This window comes from Nocardia sp. NPDC058518 (assembly GCF_042719655.1).
Taxonomy (GTDB): domain Bacteria; phylum Actinomycetota; class Actinomycetes; order Mycobacteriales; family Mycobacteriaceae; genus Nocardia.
The window spans coordinates 167824-184964 of sequence record NZ_JBHXNJ010000003.1 but is presented as its reverse complement, the minus strand read 5'-3'; the positions used below and the strand labels follow the sequence as shown (position 1 = coordinate 184964).

At 66.9% G+C, this 17141-nt stretch carries 19 protein-coding genes and 1 pseudogene; 15 read left to right on the top strand and 5 right to left on the bottom strand.

Going from position 1 to position 17141, the window contains the following annotated elements; genetic code table 11:
* Positions 1–29: 29 nt before the first annotated feature.
* Positions 30–596 carry a TetR/AcrR family transcriptional regulator gene (locus ACFWPX_RS07935; RefSeq protein ID WP_378926730.1) on the top strand — a complete coding sequence of 189 codons (567 nt, stop codon included), beginning with the start codon at positions 30–32 and terminating at the stop codon, positions 594–596.
* A gap of 51 nt (positions 597–647) precedes the next feature.
* Positions 648–1082 (top strand): annotated as a pseudogene (locus ACFWPX_RS07930) (nitroreductase family deazaflavin-dependent oxidoreductase); the annotation flags it as partial.
* 4 nt (positions 1083–1086) lie between these two features.
* Here ACFWPX_RS07930 and ACFWPX_RS07925 read toward each other — a convergent pair.
* Together ACFWPX_RS07925 and ACFWPX_RS07920 are read right to left on the bottom strand one after the other, a co-directional pair.
* Positions 1087–1782 (bottom strand): DUF2993 domain-containing protein, encoded by a 696-nt coding sequence (locus tag ACFWPX_RS07925; RefSeq protein WP_378926728.1) that lies wholly within the window; start codon positions 1780–1782, stop codon positions 1087–1089.
* 86 nt (positions 1783–1868) lie between these two features.
* Positions 1869–2555 (bottom strand): hypothetical protein, encoded by a 687-nt coding sequence (locus tag ACFWPX_RS07920; RefSeq protein ID WP_378926726.1) that lies wholly within the window; start codon positions 2553–2555, stop codon positions 1869–1871.
* 187 nt (positions 2556–2742) lie between these two features.
* On the opposite strand from ACFWPX_RS07920, the gene ACFWPX_RS07915 reads away from it, so the two are divergent.
* The 3 genes from ACFWPX_RS07915 (at position 2743) to ACFWPX_RS07905 (ending at position 5468) form a co-directional block, all read left to right on the top strand.
* Positions 2743–3360 (top strand): TetR/AcrR family transcriptional regulator, encoded by a 618-nt coding sequence (locus tag ACFWPX_RS07915; protein ID WP_378926724.1) that lies wholly within the window; start codon positions 2743–2745, stop codon positions 3358–3360.
* A complete protein-coding gene (locus tag ACFWPX_RS07910; RefSeq protein WP_378926723.1) occupies positions 3357–4199 on the top strand; it encodes an NAD(P)H-binding protein in 843 nt (280 codons plus the stop codon). The genes ACFWPX_RS07915 and ACFWPX_RS07910 overlap by 4 nt, the downstream gene beginning before the upstream one ends.
* 138 nt (positions 4200–4337) lie before the next feature.
* Entirely contained in the window at positions 4338–5468 is a 1131-nt protein-coding gene (locus ACFWPX_RS07905) for a metallophosphoesterase (RefSeq protein WP_378921267.1), read from the top strand.
* A 34-nt stretch (positions 5469–5502) separates the two neighbouring features.
* On the opposite strand, the gene ACFWPX_RS07900 is transcribed toward ACFWPX_RS07905, so the two are convergent.
* Complete coding sequence (locus ACFWPX_RS07900) at positions 5503–6567, bottom strand: PQQ-dependent sugar dehydrogenase (RefSeq protein WP_378926722.1); 1065 nt, start codon at positions 6565–6567, stop codon at positions 5503–5505.
* Positions 6568–6700: 133 nt separating this feature from the next.
* On the opposite strand from ACFWPX_RS07900, the gene ACFWPX_RS07895 reads away from it, so the two are divergent.
* On the top strand, positions 6701–7318 hold the full coding sequence (locus ACFWPX_RS07895) for a TetR/AcrR family transcriptional regulator (RefSeq protein ID WP_378926721.1): 618 nt from the start codon (positions 6701–6703) through the stop codon (positions 7316–7318).
* Positions 7308–8024 carry a hypothetical protein gene (locus tag ACFWPX_RS07890; protein WP_378926720.1) on the top strand — a complete coding sequence of 239 codons (717 nt, stop codon included), beginning with the start codon at positions 7308–7310 and terminating at the stop codon, positions 8022–8024. The genes ACFWPX_RS07895 and ACFWPX_RS07890 overlap by 11 nt, the downstream gene beginning before the upstream one ends.
* An 11-nt stretch (positions 8025–8035) precedes the next feature.
* Here the strand turns inward: ACFWPX_RS07890 and ACFWPX_RS07885 are convergent, their stop codons facing one another.
* On the bottom strand, positions 8036–8629 hold the full coding sequence (locus ACFWPX_RS07885) for a TetR family transcriptional regulator (protein WP_378921274.1): 594 nt from the start codon (positions 8627–8629) through the stop codon (positions 8036–8038).
* A 144-nt stretch (positions 8630–8773) separates the two neighbouring features.
* On the opposite strand from ACFWPX_RS07885, the gene ACFWPX_RS07880 reads away from it, so the two are divergent.
* From ACFWPX_RS07880 to ACFWPX_RS07850, 7 genes are read left to right on the top strand one after another with little or no spacing between them, the layout of a single operon-like run.
* Positions 8774–9991, top strand: a complete 1218-nt coding sequence (locus ACFWPX_RS07880) for an acetyl-CoA C-acetyltransferase (RefSeq protein ID WP_378926719.1) — start codon at positions 8774–8776, stop codon at positions 9989–9991.
* Positions 9988–10743 (top strand): SDR family oxidoreductase, encoded by a 756-nt coding sequence (locus tag ACFWPX_RS07875; RefSeq protein WP_378926717.1) that lies wholly within the window; start codon positions 9988–9990, stop codon positions 10741–10743. The genes ACFWPX_RS07880 and ACFWPX_RS07875 overlap by 4 nt, the downstream gene beginning before the upstream one ends.
* 51 nt (positions 10744–10794) lie before the next feature.
* Entirely contained in the window at positions 10795–11550 is a 756-nt protein-coding gene (gene fabG, locus ACFWPX_RS07870) for a 3-oxoacyl-ACP reductase FabG (protein ID WP_378926716.1), read from the top strand.
* Complete coding sequence (locus ACFWPX_RS07865; RefSeq protein ID WP_378921282.1) at positions 11547–11999, top strand: MaoC family dehydratase; 453 nt, start codon at positions 11547–11549, stop codon at positions 11997–11999. The genes fabG and ACFWPX_RS07865 overlap by 4 nt, the downstream gene beginning before the upstream one ends.
* Complete coding sequence (locus tag ACFWPX_RS07860) at positions 11999–13081, top strand: phosphotransferase family protein (protein ID WP_378926715.1); 1083 nt, start codon at positions 11999–12001, stop codon at positions 13079–13081. Before ACFWPX_RS07865 ends, ACFWPX_RS07860 begins: the two co-directional genes overlap by 1 nt.
* Complete coding sequence (locus ACFWPX_RS07855) at positions 13078–14256, top strand: acyl-CoA dehydrogenase family protein (RefSeq protein WP_378926714.1); 1179 nt, start codon at positions 13078–13080, stop codon at positions 14254–14256. The genes ACFWPX_RS07860 and ACFWPX_RS07855 overlap by 4 nt, the downstream gene beginning before the upstream one ends.
* Entirely contained in the window at positions 14253–15347 is a 1095-nt protein-coding gene (locus tag ACFWPX_RS07850; RefSeq protein WP_378926713.1) for an acyl-CoA dehydrogenase family protein, read from the top strand. The genes ACFWPX_RS07855 and ACFWPX_RS07850 overlap by 4 nt, the downstream gene beginning before the upstream one ends.
* Before the next feature lie 22 nt (positions 15348–15369).
* On the opposite strand, the gene ald is transcribed toward ACFWPX_RS07850, so the two are convergent.
* Positions 15370–16470, bottom strand: a complete 1101-nt coding sequence (gene ald / locus ACFWPX_RS07845; protein ID WP_378926712.1) for an alanine dehydrogenase — start codon at positions 16468–16470, stop codon at positions 15370–15372.
* A 120-nt stretch (positions 16471–16590) separates the two neighbouring features.
* Between ald and ACFWPX_RS07840 the strand changes: the two genes are divergently transcribed.
* Positions 16591–17103, top strand: coding sequence for an Lrp/AsnC family transcriptional regulator (locus tag ACFWPX_RS07840; protein ID WP_378921292.1), 513 nt, complete (start codon positions 16591–16593; stop codon positions 17101–17103).
* Positions 17104–17141: the final 38 nt, after the last annotated feature.

The window sequence follows — 17141 nt, the reverse complement described above, 5'->3', positions numbered from 1 at the left end:
ACTGATCGGTCTATGGCGAAGGGTTGCCGATGAACACAGTGGCGGGGCCACGAGAACGTCTCATCCGCAGCGCGATTCTCATGATGCGTGAACATGGAGTCGCGGCGACCGGACTGACCGACCTGCTCGCGCACAGCAAGACCGCCCGAGGATCGATATATCTCCACTTCCCCGGCGGCAAGAGCGAACTCATGGAGCAGGCCACTCTGCACGCCGGGCAGCAGATCAGTGCGATGATCGACGCGCTGGTCACCGAATCGTCGTCACCGGCGGAGGTCGTTCTCGGACTCGTCGAAGTCTGGAAGCGGGTACTCGAGACTTCCTCGTTCACCGCCGGATGCCCGATCGTGGCCGCCGCGCAGAGCGGCAGCGACTCGCCGACCGTGCAAGCGGCGTCGGCGACTGTTTTCGCCGACTGGACCCGTCGGCTGGCCGATTACCTGATCTCGGCCGGTACGGATTCTGCTGCGGCCGCGTCGATCAGCAGCGTCATCGTCAGCACGATCGAAGGCGCGATCATTCAATGTCGAAGCGTGAAATCTCTTCAGCCGCTCGATGACGCGGGCGCCAACCTCGTCAAACTTCTCGAACTCTGAAAGTTCTCCGCACCTGGACCAGAGAGGCCTACAACGATGACCGAGCAGATCGATCAGCGCGCCCGGCGCAAGTTTCTTTTCGAGCGTGGCGTGGGACGCTACATCGCCAACCCCACCGTGCGTGCGCTGCGCCGCGTCGGGATCGACACCGCGCTCGCTACCGAGCTGGAAACGATCGGGCGAAAGAGCGGTGCGATTCGCCTGGTCCCGATCGCCGCGGCCTTCGACGAGTCCGGCGCCTGGGTGATCTCCCAGCACGGCACCCGCTCCGGATGGACCGCCAACATCACCGCCGACCCGAAGGTGCGAATTCGGCAAGGCGGCCGCTGGCGCACCGGTACCGCGCAGTTGGTGCCTGACGACGATGTCGACGCTCGCGCGCGCACTTTCGCGTCGCACCCCGCTTTCGCCGGATTGACCGCCGCCACCTTCCGGGCGCTGCAGAGTGCGCCGATCTCCGTCCGGATCACCTTCACCGATAGCTGATTCTTTACGGCAGGCTGTCGAACCGCACGTCGTGGGCCACGGCGGTGGCGTGGAGACCATCCGCGCCCGGTTGGATGGCGGTCAGGCGCGCACCGAGCGGCAGTTGTCGCAGCGGCACGGTGAAGGTCAGGGCCTGACGTAGCAGCGACAGGGAGATCGTCGGTCCACCGGCCGCGGGTCGGACGGAGACCGGAGTGACCTCGATGCCGGCGTCAGTGGGTGCGACAGTGACGAAGACGATGGCCGGCACCGAGATTCCCGCCACCGAGAACGTCCCGGTAGCGCGAAGTCCTTCCGGGCTATAGGAGATCGATTCGACGCCTGCCGGGGCGAAGCTCTGCACGATGTCGTAGGGCACCAGGGCAGTCGCGGTCGCCGTGCCCGCGACAAGGTTCGATGTGCGGTTGGCGATCACGTCGGACAGCGGTGCGGAGACGTCGGTCAGCGCGACATCGAGATTGTGGACGGAGATGTTCTGCCCACTCCAGTCGCCGATCCGGATATCGATGGTGCGGTAGTTGCCGTCGACGGCCTGGGTCAGGAACGGGAAGCCGCCGATCTCGACGCCTGGTTGCTGCGGGAGGTCGTACTCGGCGGCGATCTTGCGACCGATCTCGTTCTGCGCCATGACGACCCCGACGCGATCGCCGACGACCAGCGCGATCATCAGCACGACGATCAGTATCAGCAGTGCGCGCATGCGTTCATCATCTCGGCCATCCCACCATCATGCTGTGGATCGAGGCCGGTTGTCGGTTTCGACCCGCTCGTGACAGCGATCGCCGGTCAGGATTCCAGTTCGTCGCGCGAGGCCGGGGCACGGACCTGCCACATCTCGGCCGCGAGCCACAGTGCCGCGACTGCTACCAGTGCACCCCAGACGATTCGGCCGGTGTGCGGCAGGAAGTACTGCGGCAACATCGTGACCAGCAGTGCCGCGAGCGGGACACCGCTCCAGCGATTGAGAGTGCCCGAACGCCACACCGCCACCGCGGCAAGTACCGCCGCGACCGCGATCAGCGCGAGGCCGATCGCGAACACGCTCATCGCGGTCGGGTCGGACCGGAACGCATCGCCGACCTCGGCCATCGTGGCGTCCCCGTCGGCGACCGCCCGCTGCCCGATCGCTTTGAGGCCGTAGGCCTCCGCGCCGTAGTACGAGATCGTCAGAGCCGATCCGATGTAGCCGATCGTCGCGGCCGCAGCGACTGTGCTCTCGTTGCGGGTGCCTCGGAACTGGCCGCGCAGTGCGCCGTATCCGAGTGGGATGAGGACGAGTCCTACGATCGCGGCGATATGCGCCACCGCCCAGCCGATGCTCGTCCATGACTCGGCGCTGTCGAGTGTGGTCTGGTCGGTGACGCGCGGGGCGGCGGCCTCGTAGATCACGAACAGGATCCCCGCGAGTGCGAAGGCGACGGCGCCCCAGCGGGCGCGACGGTCCGGGTGTGAGGCGAGCGGGGGAAGGGACATGACACTCCTTTTGGGATGCACCGCCCAGATTAGAGAGCGGTGCTCTTTCTTGAGATTTATGGTCACACACCCGCGCTTGCAAAGCAAGAGCAGTGCTCTTGCTAACCCTGAAACCTTTCACCGTATGGTGATACGTATCGTCATACGGTAGTTTGATGCCGAGTCGACTGATCGGTAGGAATTCGCGATGGACGTGTCCGCAGGTGCCAGACCTCGACGTAGGCGTGCTGGTGGCGAACGTCGGCAGGCTGTGCTCGGGAACGTTGTCGAGATCCTCGCGGAGCGGGGGTATCACAACACCCGCTTCCAGGATGTCTCCCACGCGAGCGGGGTCGCGATCAGCACTCTGCAGGGGTACTTCGGATCGCGGGAAGACATGCTCGTCGAGGCATTACAGGCGGCGACCGACGGCGAGGTCATCGAGATGCTTCGAGTCGGTGAAAGCACAGAGGACCCGTGGCAGCGGGTGGTGCTGTTGATCGATCGGGGCATCGATACCCCGACGCCGGTGTGGCGGATGCTGATGGAATTCTGGACTGCCGCAGCGCACGACGACGAGTTGCGGGCCCACAGCATCGGCCTGCAGGCCCGTTACCGGGCGCCTTTCGAAACAACGCTGCGACTCGGTGTCGACAATGGCGTGTTCCATCCGAAACACGACATCGGGTCCGTCATCGACCTCGTGGTCGCCGCCCTCGATGGGCTCTGTTTTCCACGGGTGCTGCAACAGCCGTACCCGGAGATCGACGGCTTTCGGGCGGTTCTGCTCGATCAGCTCGCCACCACACTGGGGGTACAGCAGTGACAGTTCTGGTAACCGGCGCGACCGGCAAAGTGGGTTCGCGGGTACTCGCCGAACTCGGCCGCCGCGATGTGAAGGCACGGGCCGCAGGCCGCCGGTCCGACCCGCCGTTCGATTGGCAGAACCCGCACGGTTGGGAACAGGCCCTCGCCGGCGTCGAGAAAATGTTCCTTGTTCTGCCCGGCGGTGACGACGGCCACCGCTCCGTCCGAGGTCTGGGCGACGGCGCGGTCACTTTCCTGGACGTACTCGAACGATCGAATATCGAACGGGTAGTGCTCATGACCGCACTGGGGATGGAGTACGCGCCGGAGACGGTCGATCAGCGTCGACTGGAGTTGCGGCTGCAGTCCTCATCGATCGACTGGACGATCGTTCGCCCGAATTGGTTCCACCAGAACGTTACCGAGGGGCCGTTGCGAGATATCGCCGCTGCCGGGGCAGGCACCTTGCGGCTTCCGGTGGCCGAGGCCGCTGTGAGCTTTGTCGATACCCGCGACATCGCGGCAGTGGTGACCGAGTCACTCCTAGCGGAGGGGCACGCGGGCAACGAGTACGGGTTGACGGGACCGGAATCGCTCACCTTCCGTGAGTTGGCCGCGCTGACCGCCGGTACGGGTATCGGCGTGGAACGCTATGAGCCGGTATCACCCTCGGAGTTCGAACGATTCACCCTCGAACTCGGCTGGGACGCCGAGTACGTCGAAACGTTGCTCGGGCTGTTCTCGACTATCGCGGACGGGTACGCGGCACCGACGACGACCGATGTCGCCGACATATTGGGAAGGCCCGCACGCACATTCGCGGATTTCGCGGCGGTCGGTGCCGCACGGTCGCGATGATTCTCACCGATCGGGTCGGCCGTGGTGTCGCATCCGGCGAGATCGCCACGGGTCGTTCACGCTGGGCCGAGTGCGGGCTGAAATGATCTGATGTGGTGCGGCCCGACTTGGGGCGGCCTTTGTTCAGGACGGGATCTCGTGAACTCCGTTGTGCTGGTGATATCGGTCGTGCTGGTTCCGGCGGTGATGTTCGTGGTGCCGTGGTGGGTGCTCGTTGCCGCGCCGACCGGGCGTAGTGGGACATTGTTTCGGGTCGGGACCGTGGCGTGTGTGGTGGGGTATCTGTGTTTGCCCGTGGCTCTGTTCTTCGGGCACGGGCCGCCGCAGTTCGATCCTGCGGCGATCGTCGGTGATGTGCTGCTCGGGGTGTTGTGGGTGGTGTTCGTCTGGTCGGTGATCGGTGGGGTCGTCCGGGCAGGGTTGGGTGTCGCGGGGGTCAAGGGGGTGCGCGCTACGCAGGGTGTGGCGCTTGCGGTGGTGGTGGTTTCGGTGGTGCTCACCGGGTACGGGGTGTACGAGGCGCGGCGGGTGCCGCAGGTTCGGACCGTCGATGTCGCGATCCCGGGTTTGGCGGACGGGCTCGACGGGTTGCGTGTGGTGGTGCTGACGGATACGCATTTCGCCGCGATCGATCGGGAGGGTTGGTCGCGACGGGTTGTCGAGGTGGTCAATGCGCAGCGGCCCGATATCGTGGGTCTGGCTGGGGATCTCGTCGATGGTTCGGTGGAGAAGCGGGCTGATCAGGTCGCTCCGCTCGCTGGTGTCGAGGCGCCGTTGGGCCGGTTCTACATCACCGGTAATCACGAGTACCTCGACGACGCCCAGGGCTGGATCGATTACATGGCCTCGATCGGTTGGCAGCCGTTGCACAACGCGCATCGGGTTGTCGAGCGTGACGGTGATCGGTTGGTTGTCGCTGGTATCGATGATCCGACCGCTGACGTGCCCGGTCACGGTCCCGATCTGCCTGCCGCGCTCGCGGGCACCGACCCCGGGTTGCCGACTGTTCTGCTGGCGCATCAGCCGAAGCAGGTGGTCGACAGTTCCGCGGCCGGGGTGGAATTGCAGATCTCCGGGCATACGCACGGTGGTCAGATCTGGCCGTTCCACTATTTGGTCCGGCTCGACCAGCCGGTCGTCGCGGGATTGAGCAGGCACGCGAACGGCACCCAGCTCTACACCAGTCGCGGTACGGGGTATTGGGGTCCGCCGATGCGGGTGTTCGCGCCGAGTGAGATCACCGTATTGGTATTGCATCCGCAGCGGTAAATGCTTGCAGCACTGTTCGGTTCGAGGTTGACGGCTATCGGTCGAGTTCGAGGCGGATGATGCGGTCGTCTCCGGGGTTCGGGTCGCCGCGACCGTCGGTGTTGTTCGTCAGCAGCCAGAGTGCTCCGTCGGGCGCCACGGCGATGTCGCGGAGGCGTCCGTACTCGCCGACCAGATATTCGGTCGATTCGGTGAGGTTGTCGAGCGGGACTCGAAACAGTCGCTCGCCGCGCAGATTCGCGATGTAGAGCGACCCGCCGGTGTTCGTCATCCCACTCGGGCTGGCCTCGGACGGTCGCCACTGCTGAACGGGGTCGATGAAGCCCGCTCGGTTGGCGATGCCCTCGACCTCGGGCCAGCCGTAATTGCCGCCGGGTTCGATGAGATTGAGTTCGTCCCAGGTGTTCTGGCCGAATTCGCTGGCGAACATCCTGCCGTCGGGCGCCCAGGTGATGCCCTGCGGATTCCGGTGACCGTAGCTGTAGACGAGTGAGCCCGGGACGGGATTATCGGCTGGTGCTTGCCCGTCCGGTGTCATGCGCAGGATCTTTCCAGCGAGAATGGCGCGATCCTGGGCGGTGCGTCGGTCGCCCGCATCGCCGGCGGTGGCATACAGCATCCCGTCGGGACCGAAGGCGATCCGGCCGCCGTTGTGGTTGGCCGCGGCAGGCAGCCCGGTGAGGATCGTCGTGCCACCGCCGAGAGCGAGGTTGCCCGGCTGTCCGGTGAGGTCGAATCGTTCGATGCGGTTGTCGTCGTCGGCGGTGTAGTAAGCGAACAACTGCTCCCCACGCACCGCGATGCCGAGGAGGCCGCCTTCGCCGACGGCCTCGACATCGTCGATCCTGCCCACCTCGTGTTGCGTTCCGTCGGCACCGATTTCGAGAATGCGGGCGCTGTCGCGCTCGCTCACCAGTGCGGTGGTGCCGTGGAAAGCGATCGACCACGGGGCATCGAGCTCATCGGTGACGGTCGAGTTGCGCTCGGAGGAGCCGGTCCGGGTGCTCGGCTGCTCGGAGGAGTCGCTCGGGGCGCATGCGCACAGCACGGCGACAGCGAAGGCGGACGCGACGAGAAACGCGGTATTGCGGGACTCCATGATGTCGAGGTTAGGCCCGATGTTCGGCGGTGTGCCAGGTGCTGGGCGGGGTGCCCGCAGTACCGGATCCCGCCGGTCATCCGGCCTCTATCAGAGTTTGACTACGATATCGGAACACAATTACGGTATTTGTATGACGTTGGAACCCCCGACCGACCGACGCAAACGCCGGACCCACACCGCCGTGCTCGACGCCGCGCAGGTCCTGTTCCTTCGAGAGGGCTACCGCGGCACCACCATCGACATGCTCGCCGCCGAGGCCGACGTGGCGGTCAGCTCGATCTACGCCAATTTCCGCGAGGGCAAGGCCGACGTGTACGCCGCGCTGGCTTGGCGCACAGCAACCCACCACACGGAAGCGATGTCCGCACCGATCGGCCGTGGATCGACCCCACGCGGCGACGTCGCCGCCATCTTCGACCGCTACGTCGCCTTCCATCGGGAGAACCCACTCGCGTTGCGGATCCTCGCGCTGACCGACGTCGACGTCAGTGAATCCGAACTGGCGACGACAGCGAAGGTGCGAATCGACGACGCACTCGGCGGGTTGATCGAAACCTTCGCCGCCGCGGTGCGACTGGTGGGCTGTGACGTCGAACCCCAGGCGCTGGTGATGGTTTCGTGGGCCGCGGTGAACGGTGCCTACTCGCTGTTCCAGCGCCGGATGGTCGACGAGACAACCCTGCGAGCCATGCTCGGCATCGCCCGAGCCGATCTGCTTTCCCACGTAGGAGATGACCATGAGGCGTGAAGGCGAACTGAGCCGACTGCGGCAGATCCGCACTGTGGGTTCGGCATTGGGTGTACAGACAGTGGCCCTGCCGCGTCTGATCCGGGGGCTGCGTCGAGAGGGAGACGGTTCGGGCTGGGTGGCGCCGATGCCGCCGGATTCACGACTGTGTCGGTCGGCGCTGGAAGAAGCCACCGAGACGCTCTCTCCCGCGCTGCTCGCCCACAGCTTGCGATGCTGGGAGTTCGGCATCGCCTTGGCGGAAGTGGACGATCTGCGGCCCGACCCCGAGGCGCTCTACCTCGCCTGCGTGCTGCACGACGTCGCCGTGGGCGAGCCCGCCGACCCCACGGTGGGGTGTTTCGCTCTGCTCGGCGCGCACCGGGCCCGCACGTTCGTCCTCGACCGTGGCGCCACGCCTGAGCTGGGGGAGTGCGTCCATACCGCCATCGCGCGCCACCTCGACCCGGCGACTCCGCGTGACCGTGGCGCGGAAGCGGCGTTGCTGCACGACGCCGCCCATCTGGATGTCACGGGTTTGCGTGCCTACCAATTGGATTCGCGTCAGCTCGCCGCCATCGACGCCCGCCACAGCAGGAACGGATTCGCCGCGGAGTTCACTGCGGCCATGCGACACGAGGCGCGCGTCCGGCCGCGTTCGACAGCGGCGACGCTCTGGTACTCGGGCATGCGGGTAGCGATCGCGCTGAACCCGTTGGATCGCTGAACCGCGTCAGCTCAGCGGGCCCCGACGATGCGTAGGGCCATGTCGGCGTAGGCGTCGCCGATGTCCTCGGGGCTCCAGTCGCCCTCGTCGCGGTACCAGCGGGCGATGTCGATGCCGAGCGAGAGCAGGGCGACCCCGGCCATGCGGGGGCTGGGGGTGTCGAAGACGCCTGCCGCGACGCCGCGCTCGACGAGTGCGCGAATCTCGCGGTCGATCCGGTGGCGGATATCGAGGATCTCGGCGTAGTGCTCGGGGGTGAGCGCGGACAGTTCGTAGTTCACGATCCTGGCGCCGGTGTGCCCTCTGGCATGGTGAACAGCGAAGGCGCGCACCACATTTCGCAGCGCGGTGGCCGGTTCGCCGGACGACTCGACCCCCCTCAGTACGAGGTCGAGCGTGGCTTCGTGCCCGGATCGCGAGATCAGATAGAGCAGCTCTTCCTTGGATTTGTGATGGACGTACACCGCGGCGGGGCTCAAGCCCGCGGCCGCGGCGATATCGCGCGTGGTGGTGCCGTTGAAGCCCTTCTCGGCGAATGCGGCGATGGCTGCCTCGAGTAGACGCGCACGGGTCGCATCGGAGCGGGCTTCTGTCATGTCGGTCATCGCGGGCTCATTATCTCGCCCCGTAATCGCATCCCTCGGATCAGGTGGTGTGACGTGGATTACAAGTGTTCGCATATTGACGTCCGTCGCCGGACTGTTGCACCATGCTGACTAAGCAAGCGCTTACTTAATTGAGGAGATTCGATGCCGGAAGCCGTGATCGTCGCCGCTGCCCGTTCCCCGATAGGCCGGGCAGGTAAGGGGTCGCTCAAAGACATGCGCCCTGATGATCTGACCGCCCAGATGGTGCAGGCCGCATTGGCGCAGGTACCGGCGCTGGATCCCGCCGAGATCGAGGACCTGGTGCTCGGCTGCGGGCAGCCCGCGGGGGAGTCGGGCTTCAACATGGCCCGGGTGGTCGCGGTACTGGCCGGTCTCGACGCGGTGCCGGGCACGACGGTCAACCGCTATTGCTCGTCGAGCTTGCAGAGCACCCGGATGGCGCTGCACGCGATCAAGGCCGGGGAGGGCGATGTCTTCATCTCGGCCGGAGTCGAGACCGTGAGCCGCTATGTCAAGGGCAACGCCGACGGTCTGCCCGACACCCAGAATCCGTTCTTCGCCGAGGCCGTGACGCGCACCGAAGGACGGGCGGCGGGTGGCTCGACGTGGGGTGATCCGCGCATCGATGGACTGGTTCCCGATGTGTACATCGCGATGGGGCAGACGGCGGAGAACGTCGCCCAGCACACCGGCATCACCCGCGCCGAGCAGGACGCGTTCGGTGTGCGGTCGCAGAATCTGGCGGAGAAGGCGATCGCCAATGGTTTCTGGGCCACCGACATCACACCGGTGACGTTGCCGGACGGCACCGTGGTCAGCACGGATGACGGTCCGCGCGCGGGGGTCACCCTGGAAGCGGTCTCGACGCTGAAGCCGGTGTTCCGGCCCGACGGCACGGTCACCGCGGGCAACTGTTGTGCCCTCAACGACGGCGCGGCCGCCCTGGTGATCATGTCCGACACCCGGGCGAAGGAGCTCGGGCTCACCCCGTTGGCCCGGGTCGTCAGCACCGGTGTCTCGGCGCTGTCTCCCGAGATCATGGGGCTGGGCCCGATCGAAGCGTCGAAGAAGGCGTTGCTGCGGGCCGGTCTCACCATCGACGACATCGACCTGGTGGAGATCAACGAGGCCTTCGCGGTGCAGGTGATCGGCTCGGCCCGCGAGCTCGGCATTCCCGAGGACAAACTCAATATCAACGGCGGCGCGATCGCGGTGGGACATCCGTTCGGCATGACCGGTGCGCGGATCACCAGCACCCTGATCAACTCACTGCGCTACCACGACAAGCAGTTCGGCCTCGAGACCATGTGCGTCGGCGGCGGCCAGGGTATGGCGATGGTGCTGGAGCGTCTGTCGTGACCGGCCGATTCGCGGGCAAGACCGCGATTGTGACCGGGGCGAGCCGGGGCATCGGGTTCGGCATCGCCGAGCGACTGGTGGCCGACGGGGCGACCGTCGTGATCACCGCGCGCAAACAGGACGCGCTCGATGACGCGGTCGAGCAGTTGGGCGGTGCTGGGCGTGCGCTCGGCGTGGCCGGACGCGCCGACGACATCGAGCACCAGGCCGACGTGGTCGGTCGTGCGATCGAGGCGTTCGGCAGCGTCGATCTGCTGGTCAACAACACCGGCATCAACCCGGTGTACGGGCCGATGATCGAGATGGACCTCCAGGCTGCCCGCAAGATCATCGAGGTCAACTGCCTCGCCGCGCTGTCGTGGGCTCAGCAGGTGCACAAGGCGTGGATGGACGAGCACGGCGGCTCGATCGTCAACGTCTCCTCGGTCGCCGGGTTGCGGCCCGCGCCGGGCATCGGTTTCTACGGTGCCAGCAAGGCGATGCTCACCTACATCACCCAGGAGCTGGCCGTGGAACTCGGCCCGAACATCCGGGTCAACGCCGTGGCACCCGCGGTGGTGAAGACGAAGTTCGCCACCGCGCTCTACGAAGGCCGCGAGCAGGAAGTCGCCGACACCTACCCGCTCAAACGGCTCGGCGTGCCCGAGGACATCGCCGGCGCGGTGGCGTTCCTGCTCTCCGCCGACGCCGCCTGGATCACCGGCCAGCTGCTGGTCGTCGACGGTGGCGTGACCCTGACCGGCGGCGTCTGACATATCGGCTCGGACAGCCGAAGACATATCGAACCAAGGAGGAATGACTCGATGAGTACCACCAACACCGCCATCGTCACCGGTGCTGCCCGCGGAATCGGCGCTGCCGTGGCCCGCCGCCTCGCCGCGGACGGATTCGCCGTGGCCGTCATCGATCTCGACGAAGCCGCGGGCAAGCCGGTGGTCGCCGAGATCGAGGCCGCCGGTGGACGTGCGATCGCGATCGGCGCCGACGTCGCCGACGAAGCTGCCGTGGAAGCCGCTGTCGAGCGGGTCACCGCTGAGCTCGGCGCGCCCACCGTGCTGGTCAACAACGCCGGTGTCCTGCGCGACAACCTGCTGTTCCGGATGACCGCCGACGACTGGGACACGGTGATGAACGTGCACCTGCGCGGGTCGTTCCTGATGAGCCGGGCGGTCCAGAAGCACATGACCGCAGCCCGTTTCGGACGCATCGTCAACCTGTCGAGCACCTCGGCGCTCGGCAACCGCGGCCAGGCCAACTACGCGGCCGCCAAGGCCGGGTTGCAGGGGTTCACCAAGACCCTCGCCTTCGAGCTCGGCAAGTTCGGCATCACCGCCAATGCGGTCGCGCCCGGTTTCATCGAAACCGAGATGACCGCCGCGACGGCCGCGCGCGTTGGTATCTCGTTCGAGGACCTCAAGGCAGGGACTGCTGCGGAGATCCCCGTCGCTCGCACCGGTGTGCCCGACGACATCGCGCACGCGGTGTCGTTCTTCGTCAGCGAGGGCGCCGGTTTCGTCTCCGGACAGGTGCTCTACGTGGCGGGTGGGCCGAAGGCATGAGGACCTTCCATGGCGTCGCCGAGCTCGAAGCCGCTGTCGGCACACATCTCGGCTACTCCGAATGGCACACCGTCGCCCAGGCCCAGATCGATACTTTCGCGGATGCCACCGGCGATCACCAGTGGATCCATGTCGATCCGGCGAAGGCGGCAGAGGGCCCCTTCGGCAGCACCATCGCGCACGGCTATCTGACGCTGTCGCTCGTGCCGGACCTCGTCGGGCAGATCTACCGGGTCGAGGGCGTCACAATGGGTGTCAACTACGGCGCCAACAAGCTTCGGTTCCCGGCCCCGGTGCCGGTCGACTCGAAGGTTCGCGCCGGTGTCGAGCTGCTCTCGGTCGAGCCCGGCCGTGGCGGACATCTGGTCACCGCGAAGGTCACCGTCGAACGCGAAGGCGGCGACAAGCCGGCGTGTGTGGTCGAGACCGTGTCGCTCGTGGTGACCTGATGGCGATTCAGACGGAACTCCCCGGGCTCGATCTCGGTCGCTTCTCGTCGTGGATGCGTAGCGAAATCCCCGGCGTCGACTCGCCGATCAGCGGTGAGCTGATCGCAGGCGGGAAGTCGAACCTGACCTATGAGGTCACCGACGGCACCCGGCGATGGATCGTGCGGCGTCCGCCGCTGGGACATGTGCTGGCGACCGCACACGACATGGCGCGCGAGTACCGGGTGATGGCGGCGCTGGCGCCGACCGCCGTCCCAGTGCCCGAGATGTACGCGCTGTGCCGTGACGAGGACGTTCTCGGCGCGCCGTTCTACGTGATGGAGCGGGTCGACGGCACGCCGTACCGGGATGCCGCGGAGCTGGTCGCGCTGGGACCCGAACGGACCAGGGCGATCTCGACCGGTCTGGTCGACACCCTCGCCGCGCTGCACGCTGTCGACCCGGCGGCGGTCGGGCTGGCGGACTTCGGCAGGCCGGCAGGTTTTCTCGCTCGCCAAGTGGCCCGATGGCGCAAGCAGCTCGACGCATCGCACACGCGCGAGCTGCCCGCGGCCGTCGAGCTCCACGCGCGCCTCGCCGCCGACGTCCCCGCCGAGTCGGCCGTCGGGATCGTGCACGGCGACTTCCGCCTCGACAACGTGCTGACCGATGCCGACGACCGACCCGCCGCCGTCATCGACTGGGAGATGGCCACGCTCGGCGACCCACTCACCGACCTGGCGTTGATGATCGTCTACGGCCGCCTCGCAGCCGGCACCTCGAGCAGCGCGAACGTGGCGGACGCGTCCGTCGCGCCCGGCTTCCTGTCCGAAGCCGAGATCATCGCGCGCTACACCGCACGCAGCGACCGCGACATGTCCCGCTTCGGCTTCTACCTGGGGCTGGCGGCCTTCAAGCTCGCCGCGATCCTCGAGGGCGTGCACTACCGCTACCTACACGGCCAGACCGTGGGCGCGGGCTTCGAGACCATCGGCGCCGCGGTCGAACCGTTGCTCGAAACCGGCCTCGCCGCACTACGTTTCGAGGTCGACGAGAACACTCCAGCCGGCAGCGAGCCGCGCGGTGAACGGGAGGCACGATGACAGTCGACGAACTCGGGCGCAAGATCGAGGAGTTCCTCGCCGCCCATGACCCGGCCACCACCGAGCGCCTGGACTTCCTGCGCGCCCGCTACGACGCGGGGCTGGCCTGGGTGTACTTCCCGCCCGGCCACGGCGGGCTCGGTCTGCCGCATGCCAGGCAGGTCGAGGTGGACCGTGCGTTCGAGGAGGCGGGCGCACCCGACAACAACCCCAATGGCAACGGGATCGGGCTCGGCATGGCCGCGCCGACGATCCTGGCCTACGGGACCGACGAGCAGAAGCGACGTTTTCTGCGGCCGCTGTGGACCGGCGAGGAGATCTGGTGCCAGCTCTTCAGTGAGCCGGGCGCGGGCTCTGATCTGGCCAATGTCAGCACCCGTGCGGTGCGCGACGGCGAGGGCTGGGTCGTCGACGGGCAGAAGGTGTGGACCTCGGGCGCGCACCTCGCGCAGTTCGCGATCCTCCTGGCCCGCACCGACACCGGCCTGCCCAAACACCGTGGCATGACGTACTTCCTGTGCGATATGACCGATCCCGGGGTGGAGGTCCGGCCGTTGCGTCAGATCACCGGGGAGGCCGAGTTCAACGAGGTCTTCCTCACCGAAGTCCGGATTCCCGACGCCCAGCGCCTCGGTGGCGAAGGTGACGGGTGGCGGGTGGCCAACGCGACGCTCAACACCGAGCGGGTGGCGATCGGCGGCAGAACCAGTGACCGCGAGTCCGGGATCGTCGGTGTGGTCACCGAGACCTGGCGCGCGCATCCCGACCAGCGCACGCCCGAATTGCACGACCGGCTGTTGCGCCTGTGGGTCGACGCCGAGGTCGGTCGGCTCACCGGTATGCGGCTGCGGCAGAAGCTGGCTCAGGGCCGACCCGGTCCGGAAGGGGCGGCGATGAAGCTGACCTTCGCCCGGGTCGCCCAGCAGCTGTCCGGTCTGGAACTGGAGATACTCGGCGAAGAAGGCTTGCGCTACTCGGACTGGACCATGGTGCGGCCCGACCGGGTCGATTTCAACGCTCGCGACGCGGGCTACCGCTACCTGCGCGCCAAGGGCAACTCCATCGAAGGTGGCACCTCCGAGATTCTGCGCAACATCGTGTCCGAGCGGATTCTCGGCCTGCCACCCGAGCCACGGACCGACAAGGACCGACCATGGAAGGAGGTCGCCCGATGACCGACCTGGATCTGCTCTACACCGACATCGAGGACGACCTGCGCAATGTCGTGCGTGCTGTGCTCGCCGCGCACTGCGATCCGGTCGCGGTGACGGCCTTCTACGACGGTGACCGGTCGCTGGTCGAAAGCCTGTGGAAGAACATCGCCGTCGACCTCGGTCTGGCCGGGCTGCTGGTCCCCGAGGACCGCGGCGGTGCGGGCGCGTCGGCGCGGGAAGCCGCGGTGGTGCTCGAGGAACTCGGCCGCTTCGTCGCGCCGGTGCCGTTCTTGACCAGCGCGGTCGTGGCGACCACCGTGCTCCTCGACACCGACGGTCCGTTGCTCGGTCAGGTGGCGGCGGGGGAGCGGACCGCGGCCCTCGTGACACCGCTGTCAACGTCGGCCCACGGTGCGTTTCCCACCGTGTCCCTCGGTCCGGACGGCCTGACCGGCAGCATCACCAGTGTGGCCGGTGCGCTCGAGGCCGACCTGCTGCTGGTTCCGGTCAGCGTTGCCGATGGCATTGCCGTGTATGCTGTTTCGGCCGAGCACGCCGAGATCACCCCGGTGATCTCGCTCGACATGACCCGGCAGCTGGCCGACATCACCTTCGATGGCGTCGCGGGCGAGCAGATCGTTTCCGACGGAGAGTCCTCGGTGCGTCGCGCGCTCGAGGCGGGCACCGCCCTGCTGGCTTCGGAGCAATACGGCATTGCCCGTTGGTGTCTCGACGAGACCGTGGACTACCTGAAGGAGCGGCGCCAGTTCGGGCGTGTGGTCGGTGGTTTCCAGGCGATCAAGCACCGGCTGGCCGACCTCTACACCGCGGTCGAGTCCGCCAACGCCGCCGCCAGATACGCCGCGGCAGCCCTCGCCGCGGGCGACGCCGACACCCAGGTGGCAGCCGGTGTGGCGCAGGCGTTCTGCGGCGATCTCGCCGTGCTCGCGGGTGAGGAGGCAGTGCAGCTGCACGGCGGCATGGGCATGACCTGGGAACACCCGGCACACCTGTACCTCAAGCGTGCCAAGGCCGACCAGATCGCCTTCGGCACAGGTGGCGTTCATCGGTCGCGCCTGGCGGATCTGCTCGACATACCCGGCCCGCGATAAGGCTGTCGCCGCCGCGCGTGCCCTACCCGACCTGTGCCAGGAGGTCGTGCGCGGCGGCGACCGGGGCGTTGGTGACGTTGCCCGCGTGGGTGTTCAGGCCAAGTCCGAGACTGGGATCCTCCGCGCAGGCGCGTTCCCAGCCCTTGCCTGCCAAGGCCACCACATAGGGCAAGGTGGCATTGGTCAGTGCGTAGGTCGAGGTGTGCGGCACCGAGCCCGGCATGTTCGCCACGCAATAGAACGTCGATCCGTGGACCTGATAGGTCGGATCCGCGTGGGTGGTCGGGTGGGTGTCGTCGAAGCAGCCACCCTGGTCGACCGCGATATCGACCAGCACCGAACCCGGTTTCATCTGCGCTACCAGCTCGTTGCTCACCAGCTTGGGCGCGGCGGCTCCGGGGACAAGGACCGCGCCGATCACCATGTCCGCCGCGCGGACCTGCTCGGCGATCGCCAGCTTCGACGATGCCAACCCGCGCACGCGGTTGTTGTAGCGCCAGAACGACATTCGCAGTTTGTCGAGGTCGGTGTCGAGAAGCGTGACATGTGCGCCCATTCCCAAGGCGATGTTGGCCGCGTTCTGGCCCGCGACTCCGGCCCCGATGATGACCACCTCGGCCTGGTCGACCCCGCCGACGCCACCGAGCAGTACCCCGCGACCGCCGTAGGGCTTCATCAGCGCGTGCGCGCCCACTTGCGGGGCAAGGCAACCCGCGACTTCCGACATCGGGTACAGCAGCGGCAGTGTGCCGGAGGGCAGTTGCACGGTCTCGTAGGCGATCGCCGTAACCCGTTGCGCCAGTAGCTGTTCGGTCAACGGCCGGTCTGCCGCCAAATGCAGGTAGGTGAACAGGACCAGCCCTTCACGCAAGCGGTGATATTCCTGTTCGACGGGTTCCTTGACCTTCAACACCAGCTCCGCCTCGGCCCAGACGGCGTCGGCTTCGGCGAGGATCTGTGCTCCTGCGGCGAGGTATTCGGAGTCGGGAATCGACGATCCCACCCCTGCGTCGGCTTCGATGATCACGTGATGACCGTTCGACACCAGTTCGTGCACACCGATCGGCGTGATCGCAACGCGAAATTCGTTGTTCTTGACTTCTTTGGGGACAGCGATGCGCATGGGAGCTGCTCCTTACGGATGATCGAGTTCTGATCCGAGGATCGAGGATCAGTACGGCCATCGGCTATAACTCCTGCACAATCGGCGGATATCGATATCGGAGCCGAGTATCCTGCGATCATGGCGTCGCGAGAGCAACACCGCCCGCAACCCGTGCGGCCGTTCCGGGGGTTGCCGTCGAACCTCGACGACATCGACCGCAGGCTGCTCGCCGAACTCGCCGAAGACGCGCGGGTTCCCAACAATGTCCTGGCGGCGCGGGTCGGCATCGCCGCGTCGACGTGTTCGCTGCGCCTGCGCAGGCTCCGTGAACTCGGTGCGATCCGCGGTTTCTACACCGACATCGCCCCGGAGGCACTGGGGCTGCCGCTCCAGGCGATGATCTCGGTGCAGGTGCAACCGGCGGCTCGGGCACGCATCGGTGAGCTGAGTGCCAAGCTCGCCGCGCTGCCCGGTGTGGTGAACGTGTACTTCCTCGCGGGCACCGTCGACTTCTTGATCCAGGTGTCGGCGGCCTCCCCGGACGCGTTGCGCGAGTTCGTGACCCAGGAACTCAGCGCGACCCGCGAATTCGCGTCGACCGAGACGAGTCTGGTCTTCGAGCACATTCGCAGCCCACAGCCCACGCTCTGACGGCCGATCGCCGAGCCCGTGCCCGGCGTCGGGACGCA